We start from the raw sequence: 14,823 nt of genomic DNA on the forward strand, positions 1-14,823 counted from the left end.
GGTCGAACTCACCCTCCGTACGGGAGCCGTTACGGCGCCAGCGCGTCGATCGCCTTCACGATCCGCTTGTCGGAGACCGCGTACGCCGTGCCCAGCGCGTGGGCGAAATAGCTGACCCGGAGCTCCTCGATCATCCAGCGGACGTCCAGGACCTGCTGGGGAACCGGCCGGCCCTGCGGCAGCTGCTCCAGCAGCCACGCGTACTCGTCCTGCATCTCGTGGACCTTCTCCATGCGGCTGGTGTCCCGCTGGACGCCGGTCGGCATCTGCTGGAGCCGCCGGTCCGCGGCCACCAGGTAGCGCATGAGGTCGGGCAGGCGGCGCAGCCCCGCCCAGGTCACGAAGCCGGGCTTCACGAGGGCGTCCAGCTGTTTGCGCACGTCCGCCAGGTTCGCGAGCAGCACGGGGCTGCGTACGCCCTTCAGACGGCGCTCACAGGCCTGCCAGGCGGCCAGGACCTGCTGTACCTGCCCGACCGTGCGCACGGTCGTGTCGACGATCTCCGCGCGCACCTTGTCGTAGAGCTTCCGGTACGACTCCTCGTCCCAGGCCGGACCGCCGAAGTCGGCGATCAGCCGGTCCGCCGCCGCCATCGCGCAGTCGTCGAACAGCGCCTGGATCGAGCCGTGCGGATTCGCGGACAGAGCGAGCTTCTGGGCGTTCGTCAGCTTCTCGGATGCGAACTTTGCCGGATTGACCGGGATGGTGCGCAGGATCAGCCGGCGCGTGCCCTTCCACATCGCCTCCGCCTGCTCCGCCTCCGTGTCGAAGAGGCGCACGGACACGGTGTCGCCGTCGTCGACGAGCGCCGGATACGCCTTCACCGGCTGGCCCGCGCGGCGGGTCTCGAAGACGCGGGCGAGCGAGCCGATCGTCCAGTCCGTCAGACCCGACCGCTCCAGGGACTCGCCGCCCTGCCGTTCGGCGGTGGCCGCGGCCGCCTGTGAGATGGCCTGCCTCGCCTTCGGCCTCAGCCGGAGCTTCAGGGCTTCGAGATCCTTGTCCTCGGCCAGGTTCCGGCGCCGCTCGTCGACGATCCGGAAGGTGATCCGCAGATGGTCGGGGAGCCGCGACCAGTCGAAGTCGTCGGCCTCGAACGGGACGCCGACCATGCGCTTCAGCTCACGCGCCATGGTCGTCGTGAGCGGCTCCTGCAGGGGCACCGCCCGGTCCAGGAAACGCTTCGCGAAGTTCGGCGCGGGTACGTAGTGGCGGCGGATCGGCTTGGGGAGGGAACGGATCAGTTCCGTGACGACCTCCTCCCGCAGACCCGGGATCTGCCAGTCGAAGCCCTCGTCCGTGACCTGGTTGAGGACATGGAGCGGGATGTGGACGGTCACGCCGTCCGCGTCCGCGCCCGGCTCGAACTGGTACGTCACCCGGAACTTCAGCTGACCCTGTCGCCAGGAGTCCGGATAGTCGGCCTTGGTGACGGCCTCCGCCGACTCCCGGATGAGCATCTCCCGCTCGAAGTCCAGGTGATCGGGCTGCTCGTGCCGCTTGTGCTTCCACCACGAGTCGAAGTGCGCGCCGGACACGACGTGTTCGGGCACCCGCTGGTCGTAGAAGTCGAACAGCGTCTCGTCGTCCACCACGATGTCCCGGCGCCGGGCGCGGTGCTCCAGCTCCTCGACCTCGCTGAGGAGCCGGCGGTTGTCGGCGAAGAACTTGTGGTGCGTACGCCAGTCGCCCTCGACCAGCGCGTTGCGGATGAACAGGTCGCGGGAGGTCTCCGGGTCGATCCGCCCGTAGTTGACCTTCCGCTGGGCGATGATCGGGACGCCGTACAGCGTGACCTTCTCGTCCGCCATCACGGCCGCCTGGTCCTTCTCCCAGCGCGGCTCGCTGTACGTCCGCTTCAGCAGGTGCCCGGCGAGCGGCTCGACCCACTCCGGCTCGATCCGCGCGTTGACGCGGGCCCAGAGCCGGCTCGTCTCGACCAGCTCGGCGGACATCACGAAGCGCGGCTGCTTCTTGAAGAGGGCCGACCCCGGGAAGATCGCGAACTTGGCGCTCCGCGCACCCAGGTACTCGTTCTTGTTGCCGTCCTTCACGTCCTTCATGCCGATGTGCGAGAGCAGCCCGGCGAGGAGCGAGACATGGACGCTCTGTTCGGGCGCGTCCTCCTCGTTCAGATGGATCCCCATCTGCTTGGCGACCGTGCGGAGCTGCGAGTAGATGTCCTGCCACTCACGGATGCGCAGGAAGTTCAGGTACTCCTGCTTGCACATACGCCGGAAGGAGGAGGAACCGCGCTCCTTCTGCTGCTCGCGCACGTACCGCCACAGGTTGAGATAGGCGAGGAAGTCGCTGGTCTCGTCCTTGAAGCGGGCGTGCTGCTGGTCGGCCTGGGTCTGCTTGTCGGCCGGGCGCTCGCGCGGGTCCTGGATGGACAGCGCTGCGGCTATCACCATGACCTCGCGCACACAGCCGTTCTTGTCGGCCTCCAGGACCATCCGCGCGAGGCGCGGGTCGACGGGCAGCTGGGCCAGCTTGCGGCCGGTCTGGGTGAGCCGCCGGCGGGGGTCCTTCTCGGCCGGGTCCAGCGCGTTCAGCTCCTGGAGCAACTGCACGCCGTCGCGGATGTTGCGGTGGTCCGGCGGGTCGATGAAGGGGAACTTCTCGATGTCGCCGAGGCCCGCCGCGGTCATCTGGAGGATGACGCTGGCCAGGTTCGTACGGAGGATCTCGGCGTCCGTGAACTCCGGGCGGGCGAGGAAGTCGTCCTCGTCGTAGAGCCGGATGCAGACGCCGTCGCTGGTCCGGCCGCAGCGGCCCTTGCGCTGGTTGGCGCTGGCCTGCGAGATCGGCTCGATGGGCAGGCGCTGGACCTTGGTGCGGTGGCTGTAGCGGCTGATGCGGGCGAAGCCGGGGTCGATGACGTACTTGATGCCGGGGACGGTCAGGGACGTCTCGGCCACGTTCGTCGCCAGAACGATCCTGCGGCCCGTGTGCTGCTGGAAGACCCGGTGCTGCTCGGCGTGCGAGAGCCGGGCGTAGAGGGGCAGCACTTCCGTGAAGCGGTACTTCTTCTTCTCCAGCGCGTCCGCCGTGTCCCGGATCTCCCGTTCACCGGAGAGGAAGACGAGGATGTCGCCCTTCCCTTCGGACTGGAGCTCCTCGACGGCATCGCAGATCGCGGTGATCTGGTCGCGGTCGGCGTCCTCGGAGTCCTCTTCGAGGAGCGGCCGGTAGCGGACCTCCACCGGGTACGTCCGCCCGCTGACCTCGACGATCGGGGCTTCGCCGAAGTGCCGGGAGAAGCGCTCGGGGTCGATGGTCGCGGAGGTGATGACGACCTTGAGGTCCGGGCGGCGGGGGAGCAGCTGGGCGAGATAGCCCAGCAGGAAGTCGATGTTGAGGGACCGCTCGTGGGCCTCGTCGATGATGATCGTGTCGTACGCGCGCAGCTCACGGTCGGTCTGGATCTCCGCCAGGAGGATGCCGTCCGTCATCAGCTTCACGAAGGTGGCGTCCGGGTTCACCTGGTCGGTGAACCGCACCTTCCAGCCGACGGCCTCGCCGAGAGGTGTGCGGAGTTCCTCGGCGACCCGCTCGGCGACGGTGCGGGCGGCGATCCGACGAGGCTGTGTGTGCCCGATCATGCCGCGGACGCCGCGCCCCAGCTCGAGACAGATCTTGGGGATCTGGGTGGTCTTGCCGGACCCGGTCTCACCGGCGACGATCACGACCTGGTGATCACGGATGGCGGCCGCGATCTCGTCCTTCTTCTGGCTGACCGGAAGCTGCTCGGGGTACGAGACGGCGGGCACCCGGCCGCGCCGTAGGACCATCCGCTCCTCGACCTGTGCGACCTCCGCCTCGATCTCGGCGAGGACGGCGGCACGGGCCTCCGGCTTGCGGATCTTGCGCGCGCCTTCGAGCCTGCGCCCGAGCCGGTGCGCGTCGCGCAGGGACAGCTGGGTCAGGCGGGGGGCGAGGTCGCCGAGGGCGGGAGTGCCCGGAGCGGAGGCGCCGGGAGTGGGGTGCGTAGACATACGCGATCCAGGATCTCATCTCGGCGAAAGAAGGGGCGAGTGCTTTTGGGCCCGCCCCGTCCGACGCGCAGCGACGAAAACCCCCTCCGGGCGACCGGAGGGGGTTTTCGTTCTTGTGGCTGGGGCCGGGGTCGAACCGGCGACCTATCGCTTTTCAGGCGATCGCTCGTACCAACTGAGCTACCCAGCCACGAGGTTTCACGTGAAACCTCAGCGGTCCTGACGGGATTTGAACCCGCGGCCTCCACCTTGACAGGGTGGCGAGCACTCCAAACTGCTCCACAGGACCAAGCTGTTGTGTACGACAGTGTCGCACACGGTGTTGCGTGCCCCCAACGGGATTCGAACCCGTGCTACCGCCTTGAAAGGGCGGCGTCCTAGGCCGCTAGACGATGAGGGCTATCGGCCCGCCTGGGCGCTTCTCAGCGCGTCGGGGACGTCATGAGCATATGGGATGGCGGGGGGTATCGCCAAAACGGTTTACGGGGCGGTCCTGGAGGGGGTTCCGGAGGGGCTCACGGAGGGGCTGGGCGGCGGGCTGGGGGAGGGGGTCGGAGAGGGGCTCGGCGACGGCACGGCTCCGGGCAGGTTCTCCTTCGGGAGGTGGCGGCTGACCTCGGCCGTCGTCAGACCCAGGCCGCCGAGTTTGATCTCGTCCCAGGCCTGGAGGCGGCGGGTGTCGCGGTCGAAGTAGAGGATCGACGCCTCGATGGGGTCCGGGTACTTGCCCTCGACGGCACGCAGGCCGCTGCCGCCGGTGGAGCCCTCGACGCGCAGTCGCGTGCCCTTCTTCATGACCTCCATGTCCTCGTGGTGGAGATGCCCGGCCAGGACGAGGGGCACCTCACCGTCCGTGCCCCGGGCGGCGGAGGGCTCGTGGGCGATGGCCACGTCCGCCGGGGTGCCGGCGCCGCGCTGGGCGCGCAGGGCCTCGGCCAGCCGGGCGCCCGCCTCCTCCTGGGACTCCTCGGCGCCCGGCGCGGAGGAGCGGTCGGGGGTGAACTGGGGGTCGCCGATGCCGGCGAAGCGCAGCCCGGCGAGGCTGACCGCGCGGCCGTCGTCGAGGACGTGCACGTTCTTCATGCCCTCCAGGTAGCGCTGGGTGACGAGCGAGTCGTGGTTGCCCCTGACCCAGACGTAGGGCGCGCCGAGCGTGGCGATGGGGTCCAGGAAGCCGTTCTCCGCGGCCGAGCCGTGGTCCATCGTGTCGCCGGAGTCGACGATCACGTTGACCTTGTACTGCTCCACGAGCGAGGCGATGATCTTCCAGCTCGCGGGGTTCAGATGGATGTCGGACACGTGCAGGACGCGGACGGTGGTCGGGTCCGGCTGGAAGGCGGGGAGCGTGGAGGTGACGTCGTAGAGCTTGGTCACGTTGGTGACCAGGCGGGCGAGTTCCTGCTGGTAGACGTCGAACTCGGTGACGATGCTGCGGGCGTTGCCGACGAGCGAGGGCGCGGAGGACAGCAGGCCCGAGAACCGCGGCTCCAGCACCGACTCGGGGTTCCAGGTGGCGTACGCGGTCGCGCCCGAGGCGGCCAGCAGGGTGAGGGCGAGACCGCCGGCGGCGAGGGCGCGGCGGGGGCGGCGGTAGACGGCGAGGCCGAGCGCGGTGGCGCCCGAGACCACGGCGACGCAGGAGCGGAGCGCGAGGTCGAGGGTGCCGTGCTCGATGTCACGGGCGACCTCGTCCTGGAGGCCGGAGAGGCGTTCGGGGTGGTCGACGAGGGCCTGGGAGCGCTCCGCGTCGAGCTGGTCCACGTTCACGTCGAGGCGGACCGGGGCGATGTGGCTGTCCAGGCTGAGCGCGCCCAGCGGAGAGATGTTGATCTTCGTGCCGCCGGTGACGGACGGGCGCAGGGTCATCGTCGTGTCCATGGGGCCGACGGACACGCGGACGTCCCCGACGATCAGCAGACCGAGCCAGGCGCCGACGATGACGACGGTGGTCAGGCCGAGAGCGCGGATCCAGGGGTTGGGGCGGGCGGCGAGTTCGGGGACCGGGTTCCCGCTCCTGGCGGGCTTGCGGCGCTTCAGGAGTGCGGTGGGGAGACGGGCTCGGACCATTGGTGCCCTATGCCCCGGTCCGGGCGTTGGTATGCGGACGGTTCGTGACCTCCCCCCGACCGCGTCGTACCGGACAATGGGGCCTGTGCTGGAGATGACGCGCGAGGAGTTCGAGGAACTGGTCGCCGAGGCGCTGGACCGGATTCCGCCGGAGTTGACGCGACTGATGGACAACGTCGCGGTGTTCGTCGAGGACGAACCGGCGGCGGACGATCCCGAGCTGCTCGGGCTGTACGAGGGGACGCCCCTGACGGACCGCGGGGAGTGGTACGCCGGTGTGCTGCCGGACCGGATCACGATCTACCGGGGGCCGACGCTGCGGATGTGCGAGACGCGGGAGGAGGTCGTCGCCGAGACGGAGGTCACGGTGGTGCACGAGATCGCCCACCACTTCGGCATCGACGACACGCGGCTGCACGCCCTCGGCTACGGCTGAGCCGTCCGGCACAGGGGCGCGCGTCGGCGCGTGTCTTCTCGCGGGCGCCGGGAGTTGGGCACGTCGACTCCTTACGCCTGCCCCGGAGGTGGCCCGTGCGCCCCTTGTCCGTACCCGTTCGCCTGGCCGCGACGGTCATGGCCGTCGCCGCGGCCGCCGGCTGCATGAGCGTGGGGCACGAGGAGGGCGGCCGGTCCAAGCCGTCGCACTCGGCGGGGCAGCGGGGCGGTGCGGCCCCGGGCGGGGTCTCGGCGGGCTCCGGGGGCGGCTTCGGGACGGGTGCGGCCGGCGGCGACGGCAAGCACGGGCACGGGAAGGGCGGCAAGGGCGGAGCGAGCGCCTCGGCGTCGGTCTCGGCCTCGCCGTCGGCGGGCCTGAGCGCGCCGGCCTCGGCGGGGGCGGCGCGGCCGGGGACGAGCGAGCGGCCGGGGCCGCCGACGCCCACCGGGGCGCAGCCGCCCGCGCCCACGCGCTCGCCGGACCCGGAGCCGCCCGCGCCCACGCCGGAGCCGCCGTCGCCCACGCCGGAGCCGACGGTCGCCGAGCCGTCGTCCTCGGCGCACGAGGGCGAGGGGGGCGCGGCGGCGCAGCTGGCGGACCGGGAGCCGGCACCGGAGGCGGGCGCGCCCGCCTAGACCGGATGCTCTGTCCCTGCCGTCCGGCCGTCCGTCCCTGCCGTCCGTCCCTGCCGTCCGTCCGTCTCGGTCAGTCGTTCGCTTGGAGCAGTCCTCCGTTCCGGCCGGTCGTCTGTTTCGGTCAGTCGTTCGCTTCGGTCGGTCGGTCGTCCGTCTCGGTCGGGTGCGCTGTGCCGGGCAGTCGTCCGTCTCGCGCAGGCCCCTCGCGCAGGCCCCCCCGCGCAGGCCCTTTCCTCGGGCCCGAGGAGGCCGCTGAGCTGCGGTGATGAGGCTCGGTTTGCCTTCGGTGGCAAGGGTGCTTATAGTGGTAGATCGTTTGATCCCATTTGCCCGGCGCCACCGCAGAGCGCGCCGTGTGGCGCGTACTCTCCCTTGCCGTGGCTGACCGCATAGAGGCGGTCGTAGTGCAATGCGAACACGGAGTTGACGGGCGCGTGCCGACTTGAGACTCCGGAAGGTTTCGCATTCGCATGTCCATTTTCAGTACTGATCACTCCGTCGTGCCCGAGAACAACGACGAGCCGATCAACCTCGAGGTGATCGAGGGCGCGGAGACCGTCGGGGCCGCAGAGGCCATCGCCGAGGCCGTCGAGGCCATCGTCGAGACGCCCGAGGCCCCGAAGACCCCCGAACTCACCTTCGCCGACCTCGGGCTCCCCGAGGGCGTCGTGCGCAAGCTCGCGCAGAACGGCGTGACCAGCCCCTTCCCGATCCAGGCCGCGACCATCCCGGACGCCCTGGCCGGCAAGGACATCCTCGGCCGCGGCCGCACCGGCTCCGGCAAGACCCTCTCGTTCGGTCTGCCGCTGCTGGCGTCGCTGTCCGGCGGCCACACCGACAAGAAGAAGCCCCGCGGCATCATCCTCACGCCGACGCGTGAGCTCGCGATGCAGGTCGCGGACGCGCTTCAGCCGTACGGCGACGTACTCGGCCTGAAGATGAAGGTCGTCTGCGGCGGTACGTCGATGAGCAACCAGATGTACGCCCTGGAGCGCGGCGTCGACGTCCTCGTCGCCACCCCGGGCCGTCTGCGCGACCTCATCAACCGCGGCGCCTGCTCGCTCGAGAACGTCCAGGTCGCCGTCCTCGACGAGGCCGACCAGATGTCCGACCTGGGCTTCCTGCCCGAGGTCACCGAGCTGCTCGACCAGATCCCCGGCGGCGGCCAGCGCATGCTGTTCTCGGCCACGATGGAGAACGAGATCTCCACGCTGGTCAAGCGCTACCTGAGCAACCCGGTCACGCACGAGGTCGACAGCGCCCAGGGCAACGTCACGACCATGTCGCACCACATCCTGATCGTGAAGCCCAAGGACAAGGCGCCGGTGACCGCCGCGATCGCCTCCCGCAAGGGCCGCACCATCATCTTCGTCCGCACCCAGCTCGGCGCCGACCGTATCGCCGAGCAGCTGCGCGACTCCGGTGTGAAGGCGGACGCGCTGCACGGCGGCATGACCCAGGGCGCGCGGACCCGCACGCTGGCCGACTTCAAGGACGGCTACGTCAACGCGCTCGTCGCGACCGACGTCGCCGCCCGCGGTATCCACGTCGACGGCATCGACCTGGTGCTCAACGTGGACCCGGCCGGCGACCACAAGGACTACCTGCACCGCGCGGGCCGCACCGCGCGGGCCGGCCGCACCGGCACGGTCGTCTCCCTCTCGCTGCCGCACCAGCGCCGTCAGATCTTCCGTCTGATGGAGGACGCGGGCGTCGACGCCGGGCGTCACATCATCCAGGGCGGCGCCGCCTTCGAGCCGGAGGTCGCCGAGATCACCGGCGCCCGTTCGATGACGGAGGTCCAGGCCGAGTCCGCGGGCAACGCGGCGCAGCAGGCCGAGCGTGAGGTCTCCCAGCTCAGCAAGGAGCTGGAGCGTGCGCAGCGGCGCGCGACCGAGCTGCGCGAGGAGGCCGACCGTCTGGTGGCCCGCGTGGCGCGCGAGCGTGGCGAGGACCCGGAGGCGGCTGTCGTCGCGGCCGCCGAGGCGGTCGTCGAGCAGAACACCGTGGCGGAGGCGCCGGCCGAGGCCGCGGTCTCCGAGCAGCCCGCGTACGAGCAGCCGCGTCAGCGCCGTGACGAGCGGGGCAACTACGAGCGCCGTGACGACCGTGGCGGCCGCTCCTTCGAGCGTCGTGACAACGACCGTGGCGGCTTCAACCGTGACGACCGCGGTGGCTTCAACCGCGACCGTCGTGACGGCGACCGTGGCGGGTTCCGCCGCGACGACCGCCGTGACGACCGCGGTGGCCGCTCCTTCGAGCGTCGTGACGACCGCGGCGGCTTCAACCGCGACCGCCGTGACGACCGTGGCGGCGCCGGCCGTGACGACCGTGGTGGCCGCTCCTTCGAGCGTCGTGACGAGCGTCCCGCGGGCGGTTTCAACCGTGACCGTCGCGACGACCGTGGCGGCGACCGTCGTGACGAGCGTCCCTCCGGCGGGTTCCGCCGTGACGAGCGTCCCGCGGGCGGTTTCAACCGTGACCGTCGTGACGAGCGTCCCTCCGGCGGGTTCCGCCGCGACGACCGTCAGTCGGGCGGTTTCAACCGTGACCGTCGTGACGAGCGTCCGTCCACCCACCGTGGCAGCGACCGTCCGTTCAACCGTGACCGTCGCGACGACCGTCCGGGCTTCCGCTCCGGCGGCCACGACCGCCCGTTCGGCCGCCGTGACGACCACCGCGGCACGGGCTCCGGCTCCGGCACGACCGGCCGTCGCGACGACAAGCCGCGCTGGAAGCGCAACGGCTGACGTCGGCCCAGCTGAGTGAACGCCGTGGCCCCCACCGAACACCGGTGGGGGCCACGGCGTTTTCCCGTCTGCGGGTAACCCCTTTCTCCCGGGCTGTGAAGTGACTGTAGGATCAGCCGACTTGTGAGACGGATGTGATGGCCGGGGGGCCGGGGACCGTGGATGCCGAGAGGCGTCCGGTCCTGTCCGTCTCCGTTCCCGGGGAGGGACCCTCTTGGCCCGTCATGGCTTCGCACGTCTTCGTCTCGTCGCCGCATCCGCCGTCCTGGCGGCCGGCCTGACTCCGCTGCTGCCGTCGACGGCGGTCGCGGACACCCCGCAGGAGACGGTGGTGCCTGCTGCGTTGCGCAGCACGTACACCGAGGGCGCGCTGTTCGGAGGATGGAGGCCCTACGGAGAGGCCGAGGCCGGCAGCCAGGGCGTGTTCCACACCCTGGAGGGCTCCGGGCTGGTCTGGACGCGGTACTCGGACGGCACGTCCACCAAGGTCGTCAAGCCGACCGGGTACCGCAACTGGGGGGTGGCCGGCGGTGACACGCTCGCCTTCTACTACAGCGGCGACGGCACCCCCGATCGGGTCCGGCTGTGGAACGCGGCCGACGGCACCACCCGCACCGTCCAGGCGCCGTCCGAGGACACCGTGGTGATCGCCGCCTACGCCGACCTGGTGGTCGCGGAGACGCAGGCGGCCGACAGCACCACGGAGGAACCGGAGAAACACCTGCTGCTCCCGGACGTCGACGGCACCACCCGTGACGTACCGGTCACCGGAATCCCCGAGGGCACGCGGCTGGGGAATCCGCTGGGCGGGAACGCGGACGCGGTGTTCTTCGGCGCGGTGAAGGACGGGAAGTCCCTGGCCGTCCAGGTCGACCGCGGCACCGGACAGGTCACCGGGTGGACCCCGCCGCTCCCCGAGGGCTACGCCAAGGCGAAGGTGAGCGACAAGCACCTGCTCCTGTACGGCCTCGGCATCCCGACCGTCCTGGTGTACGACACGTCCGACCTGTCCGCCGCACCGGTCCAGGTCACCCCGGGCGGCCCCGGTGCCGTGAACTCGGGGCAGGACCGCGCCGTCGTGGGCGACTGGATCGTCCACCAGCCCAGCGTCAACGGGCCGGTGACCGCCACGCCCATCGCGGGCGGTCCCACCGTCACGTTGCTGGCCTCGTCGTTCGCGGGCATGGCCAACGTCGCCGACGGTACCGCCGTCGTCGTGGGCCGCACCTCCGCCGCCACCGACGACTGGGGCGTCCAGCGCATCCAGCCCGGCCCCGACGGCGCTCCGGTCGTCACCCAGGTCAAAGCCCTGCCCAAACCGGCGTTGAAGATTCAGGGCCTCTCCCTGAGCAGCGGGAACCTGATCGCCGCTGACTACCCGGTCACCGACTCCCGGGAGGTCACCGCCCGGACCGTCGCCGCGACCGGCACCCCGACCTTCGGCGCGAGCGCCCGGTGGAACTTCTGGCTCGCGGGCTGCGCGGACGCCGACCCCGACTGCGCCGCATTCGAGCCCACCGGCGACGGCCGCATCGCCTGGGTCGCGCACGGGTCGGACGACGACGGGATCAGAGTCGACGGGCCCGGCGACGCCTCCGACTCCTGGACGCGCTTCGATCTGCCGAAGGGCGGCCGCCTCACGGACGTCTCCGGCCGGTTCGTGATCTACACGAGCGCCACCCAGCAGTACGTCTTCCGCATCGGCGGCACCGGTCTTGCGAGCGTCACCCGCGCCCCCGGCGCCGCCGCCCTCTCCGGCGACACCCTGTGGACGCCGGGCGCGGCCCCGGGGACCCTGACGGCGTACGACCTCACGGCCGGGAAGACGACGGAAACGGTCACCACCGACGCCGGCTGCGCTCCGACCGACCTCGAGGCACTGGGACGCTGGGTCTACTGGACCTGCGACGGGCGCGCGGGCGTCTACGACCGTACGGCGAAGAAGTCCGTGCCGGTGCCGGCCGACGAGGCCGCGCTCGGCGACGGTTACGTCGTCACGCACGACAAGCGGGCCGGGAAGCTGGTCCTCACCACGGTGGCCGACGGCACCCCCGCGAGCCGGGTCGTCGGCGATCTGCCCGACACCGGCGTCTCACAGCGCGGTCTGCGCTGGACCGTGGACAGGTCCGGGGCGAACGCGGCCTACGTCGACGCCCAGGAGCGGGTGCACCTGGTGCCCTCGGGCGTGCCGCAGCAGCCGCTGCGGCAGCTGGAGCCCGCCCAGAGCGTGGCCCAGACCTCTCTCGGCACCAACACCCTCACGACGGTGCTGCTGTCGAAACCGGCCGCGGGCTGGGTCCTGGACGTGCGCAGCAAGGCGACGGGCAAGCACGTCGGCGGCACCGACGGCGGGGCGGTGCGCGGTGCGTTGAAGGTCAACTGGAACGCCACCGACTCGTCCGGGGTGAAGCCCCTTCCCAACGGCTACTACGACTGGACCGTGACCGTCAGCCCCGCCGACGGCGTCGGCGCGCCTCTCCAGGTGCGGGGCACGCTTCGGACGGTGAACGGCAGTGCCGTGTTCCACGACTACGTGGGACCGGGGGCGAAGCCGGACGGTGCGGGCGACCTGCTGACCATGCCCTCCTCGGGCACGCTGACCTACCAGCAGGGCACGGGCCAGGGCACGTTCTCCGGCCAGGTCAGCGGCAGCGGCTGGCCGACCGGTATCAAGGCGGTGCCGATCGGCGACCTGAGCGGTGACCGGTGCAACGACGTCCTGGTGCGGCTCGGCAGCGGGGCGCTGCGGCTGTACCGGACGGGCTGCGGTGGCGCGGTACGGCCGACATCGCCGTACACCACGCTGGGCACCAGCGGCTGGTCCCAGTTCGACATCCTGACCTCGCCGGGTGACGTCACGAAGGACGGCCGCCCCGACCTGATCGCCCGCAACCCGTCGACCGGCAGGGTCTACCTCTACAAGGGGACGGCCGCCGGGACGCTGGCGGCGCCGGTGAAGCTCTACGACAACTGGAAGACGTACAAGAAGATCATCGGCGTCGGCGACCTCAACGGTGACGGCATCGGTGATCTGATCGCCCAGGACACGTCGAACAACCTGTACCGCTACATCGGCAAGGGCGACGGCACCTTCTCGGCGCGCGTGAAGCTGTTCGCGAACTGGGGGGCTTCGTACAACGCGGTCGCCGGGGCCGGGGACATCACGGGGGACGGGAAGGCGGACCTCGTGGTGCGCGACACCGCGGGCGGGCTGTACCGGCTGCCCGGCACCGGGACGGGCACGTTCGGGGCCCGGGTCAAGATCGGCGCGGGCTGGCAGAACTACAAGGGCATTTTCTAGCCAAGTTGTGACGTGTGTCACGCCCTCGGCAGGGGAATTGCTGGGGGCATGACAGATGACGGCACAGCGGGTCGGCCGGCTCCCGGGAAACTCTCGGACGAAGAGCGGCTGGCCGAACTCGGTTACACCCAGGTCCTCGCCCGCCGCATGTCGGCGTTCTCCAACTACGCGGTCTCCTTCACGATCATCTCGGTCCTGTCGGGCTGCCTGACGCTGTATCTGTTCGGCATGAACACGGGCGGCCCGGCGGTGATCACCTGGGGCTGGGTCGCCGTGGGGCTGATGACCCTGTTCGTCGGCCTGTCCATGGCCGAGATCTGTTCGGCGTACCCGACGTCGGCGGGCCTGTACTTCTGGGCCCACCGGCTTGCGCCCCCGCGATCGGCGGCGGCCTGGGCCTGGTTCACGGGCTGGTTCAACGTGCTGGGCCAGGTGGCGGTGACGGCGGGCATCGACTTCGGCGCCGCCTCCTTCCTCGGCGCCTATCTGAACCTCCAGTTCGACTTCGAGGTGACGCCCGGCCGCACGGTCCTGCTGTTCGCCGGGATCCTGGTGCTGCACGGACTCCTGAACACCTTCGGGGTGCGGATCGTCGCCCTCCTCAACAGCGTGAGCGTGTGGTGGCACGTGCTGGGCGTGGGCGTCATCGTCGGAGCCCTGGCCTTCGTCCCCGACAAGCACCAGTCGACGTCCTTCGTGTTCGGCGAGTTCGTCAACAACACAGGCTGGGGCAGCGGGGTGTACGTCGTCCTGCTCGGCCTGCTGATGGCCCAGTACACCTTCACCGGCTACGACGCCTCCGCCCACATGACCGAGGAGACGCACGACGCGTCGACGGCCGGCCCCAAGGGGATCGTGCAGTCCATCTGGACCTCGTGGATCGCGGGCCTCGTGCTGCTGCTCGGCTTCACGTACGCCATCCAGTCCTACGACGCCGCGCTCGCCTCCCCGACCGGCGCGCCGCCCGCCCAGATCCTGCTCGACGCGCTCGGCGCGACCGCCGGCAAGCTGCTGCTGCTCGTGGTGATCGGCGCCCAGCTGTTCTGCGGGATGGCGTCGGTGACCGCCAACAGCCGCATGATCTACGCCTTCTCGCGGGACGGGGCGCTGCCGTACTCGCACATCTGGCACACGGTCAGCCCGCGCACCCGCACGCCCGTCGCGGCCGTCTGGCTGGCGGCCGGCGGCGCGTTGGTGCTGGGCCTGCCGTACCTGATCAACGTGACCGCGTACGCGGCCGTCACCTCGATCGCCGTCATCGGGCTCTACATCGCGTACGTCATCCCGACCCTGCTGCGCCTGCGCAAGGGCGAGGCCTTCGCGCGGGGGCCGTGGCACCTGGGCCGCTGGTCGAAGGCGATCGGCGTGGTGTCGGTGGCGTGGGTGGCCGTCATCACCGTCCTGTTCATGCTGCCCCAGGTCTCCCCGGTCACCTGGGAGACCTTCAACTACGCCCCGGTCGCGGTCCTCGTCGTGCTGGGTTTCGCGGGGGTGTGGTGGCAGGTCTCCGCCCGCCACTGGTTCCTGAATCCCGATCACGAACGGACCGTCGCCCGCGAGGCGTCACGGGCGGCGGCGCCCGCCGAACTGCCCGAGCAGTGACCGATCCCGATCGCTTCGCGTCGCCCGGCGCGCC

The 14,823-nt window shown here is 70.9% G+C and carries 7 protein-coding genes and 3 tRNA genes; 5 read left to right on the top strand and 5 right to left on the bottom strand.

Annotated features, from left to right (window positions below; genetic code table 11):
- Positions 1-29 precede the first annotated feature (29 nt).
- The 5 genes from hrpA to QQM72_RS24535 all read right to left on the bottom strand — a co-directional run bounded on the left by hrpA (position 30) and on the right by QQM72_RS24535 (position 6,065).
- Positions 30-3,998, bottom strand: a complete 3,969-nt coding sequence (gene hrpA / locus QQM72_RS24515; protein ID WP_314223006.1) for an ATP-dependent RNA helicase HrpA — start codon at positions 3,996-3,998, stop codon at positions 30-32.
- A 116-nt stretch (positions 3,999-4,114) separates the two neighbouring features.
- Positions 4,115-4,188 (bottom strand) — tRNA-Phe (locus tag QQM72_RS24520).
- A 24-nt stretch (positions 4,189-4,212) separates the two neighbouring features.
- Positions 4,213-4,287 (bottom strand) — tRNA-Asp (locus QQM72_RS24525).
- Positions 4,288-4,325: 38 nt separating this feature from the next.
- Positions 4,326-4,398: transfer RNA gene (locus QQM72_RS24530), tRNA-Glu, on the bottom strand.
- A gap of 80 nt (positions 4,399-4,478) precedes the next feature.
- Positions 4,479-6,065: a metallophosphoesterase family protein gene (locus QQM72_RS24535; protein ID WP_314223007.1), complete on the bottom strand. Its 1,587-nt coding sequence runs from the start codon at positions 6,063-6,065 to the stop codon at positions 4,479-4,481.
- Positions 6,066-6,150: 85 nt separating this feature from the next.
- Between QQM72_RS24535 and QQM72_RS24540 the strand changes: the two genes are divergently transcribed.
- The 5 genes from QQM72_RS24540 (at position 6,151) to QQM72_RS24560 (ending at position 14,789) form a co-directional block, all read left to right on the top strand.
- The gene (locus QQM72_RS24540; protein WP_314223008.1) at positions 6,151-6,501 is read left to right on the top strand and encodes a metallopeptidase family protein; all 351 of its coding nucleotides are present in this window, start codon (positions 6,151-6,153) and stop codon (positions 6,499-6,501) included.
- Between the two features lie 95 nt (positions 6,502-6,596).
- A complete protein-coding gene (locus QQM72_RS24545) occupies positions 6,597-7,136 on the top strand; it encodes a hypothetical protein (protein ID WP_314223009.1) in 540 nt (179 codons plus the stop codon).
- Positions 7,137-7,606: 470 nt separating this feature from the next.
- A complete protein-coding gene (locus QQM72_RS24550) occupies positions 7,607-9,886 on the top strand; it encodes a DEAD/DEAH box helicase (RefSeq protein ID WP_314223010.1) in 2,280 nt (759 codons plus the stop codon).
- Between the two features lie 214 nt (positions 9,887-10,100).
- Positions 10,101-13,187: an FG-GAP repeat domain-containing protein gene (locus QQM72_RS24555; RefSeq protein ID WP_314223011.1), complete on the top strand. Its 3,087-nt coding sequence runs from the start codon at positions 10,101-10,103 to the stop codon at positions 13,185-13,187.
- 48 nt (positions 13,188-13,235) lie between these two features.
- A complete protein-coding gene (locus QQM72_RS24560; protein WP_314223012.1) occupies positions 13,236-14,789 on the top strand; it encodes an amino acid permease in 1,554 nt (517 codons plus the stop codon).
- Positions 14,790-14,823 lie beyond the last annotated feature (34 nt).

The sequence above is a fragment of the Streptomyces zaehneri genome, from assembly GCF_032248645.1.
GTDB lineage: Bacteria > Actinomycetota > Actinomycetes > Streptomycetales > Streptomycetaceae > Streptomyces > Streptomyces coriariae.